This is a genomic window from Streptomyces sp. NPDC005070 (assembly GCF_053600395.1).
Window position 1 is genome coordinate 1 of record NZ_JBSFZS010000521.1, and the last position, 1365, is coordinate 1365.

Annotated in this window: 2 protein-coding genes; one reads left to right on the forward strand and one right to left on the reverse strand. The window is 67.3% G+C overall.

Translation table 11 applies throughout. The features are described 5' to 3' along the window. Positions 1 to 277 (reverse strand): helix-turn-helix domain-containing protein (locus tag ACWEBX_RS40790; RefSeq protein ID WP_451889732.1); only part of this gene is annotated, 277 nt, incomplete at its 3' end. Between the two features lie 235 nt (positions 278 to 512). Between ACWEBX_RS40790 and ACWEBX_RS40795 the strand changes: the two genes are divergently transcribed. Next, on the forward strand, positions 513 to 1365 hold an 853-nt coding region (locus ACWEBX_RS40795; RefSeq protein ID WP_451889733.1), incomplete at its 3' end, for a YncE family protein.

Genomic DNA, 1365 nt, shown 5'->3' on the forward strand with positions numbered 1-1365 from the left:
CGGCGAGCGCGTCCAGGGCGGCCCGCTCGGCCCAGTCGTTGACCTGGAGATGGAGCGCCGCCAGGACGTCCTCGAGGCCGCGGAACGCCTCGTAGAACTGGCGCGTGGACAGTCCCGCCGCCTCGCTGAGGGCCGCCACGGTCGTGGACCGGTACCCGGGTCGGGCGCCGAACAGTTCCAGCCCCGCGTCGAGGAAGCGACGGCGGCGCTCCGCCTGCCGCTCCTCGGCCGTCCGGCCGCCGTACCGGCCGGTGGGCTGTCTGAGTCTGCCGTCCACGCGTTCCTCTCCTGGCACGAACCGGTGTTCGCCCTCTCGGCGATTTTCTCGTGCACCGCCCCTTGTGAAGAGGCTCCCCCAGTCCTTACTTTCCAGTAAGTGCACTTTGAAAGCGCGCATGTTCAGATTTCAGATTGTCATGATCACGCCATTCACGTATCTCGCGCACACACAGCACACGCTCCCGGTTCACCGTGTCCTGACCCGCACTCCCCCACTACGACAGGGACCCTCCATGTCCGTGCTCAGAGCCAGACACCTCTGTACGCTCGCCGCCGCCCTCACGCTGACCCTCGGCGGCACGGCGACCGCCGCATCCGCGGCCGCCGCGCAGGCGGGCGCCGCCGATCTGCGCGAGGTGATGTTCGTCGGCAACAACTGGGAAGGCACAGCGGACGTCATCAAGTCCACCGGCGACTTCGCGAAGGTCGGCCGGGTCGACGTCATCCCGGACAAGGCCGAGCGGATGGCGGCGATCAACGCCGACCCCATCAAGTGGGCCTACTTCATGGGCATCCGCAACGGCGTCGGCGAGGGACACGACCAGTTCGTCGACGACATGTACTCCACTCCCGACGGCCGGTCGGTCGTGGTCTCGCGCCCGAGCTTCGCCGACGTGGTCTCGATCGACCTCGCCACCGGACGGATCAACTGGCGTTTCGCCGTGTCGGGTTACCGCTCCGACCACATGGCCGTGTCGCCCGACGGCACCCGGGTCGCGGTATCGGCCTCCACCGCGAACACCGTGCACGTGCTCGACATCACGACCGGCAGACAGCTCGGCTCGTTCGCCACCGGCGACAAGCCGCACGAGAACATCTTCACCCACGACGGCAAGTACATCTGGAACATGGCCATCGGTGACGTGACCACCGCTCTCGACGAGCCCTGGCTCGACTGGACGAAGGGCGACCGGAAGATCACCGTCGTCGACGCGGCCACCTTCAAGCAGGTGAAGGTGATCGACATGCGCCAGCGGCTGGACGCCATCGGCCTGAGGGACTACTCCGACGCCGTGCGCCCGGCCGTCTTCTCGCCGGACGAGTCCAAGCTGTACTTCCAGGTGTCGTTCTTCAACGGCTTCCTGG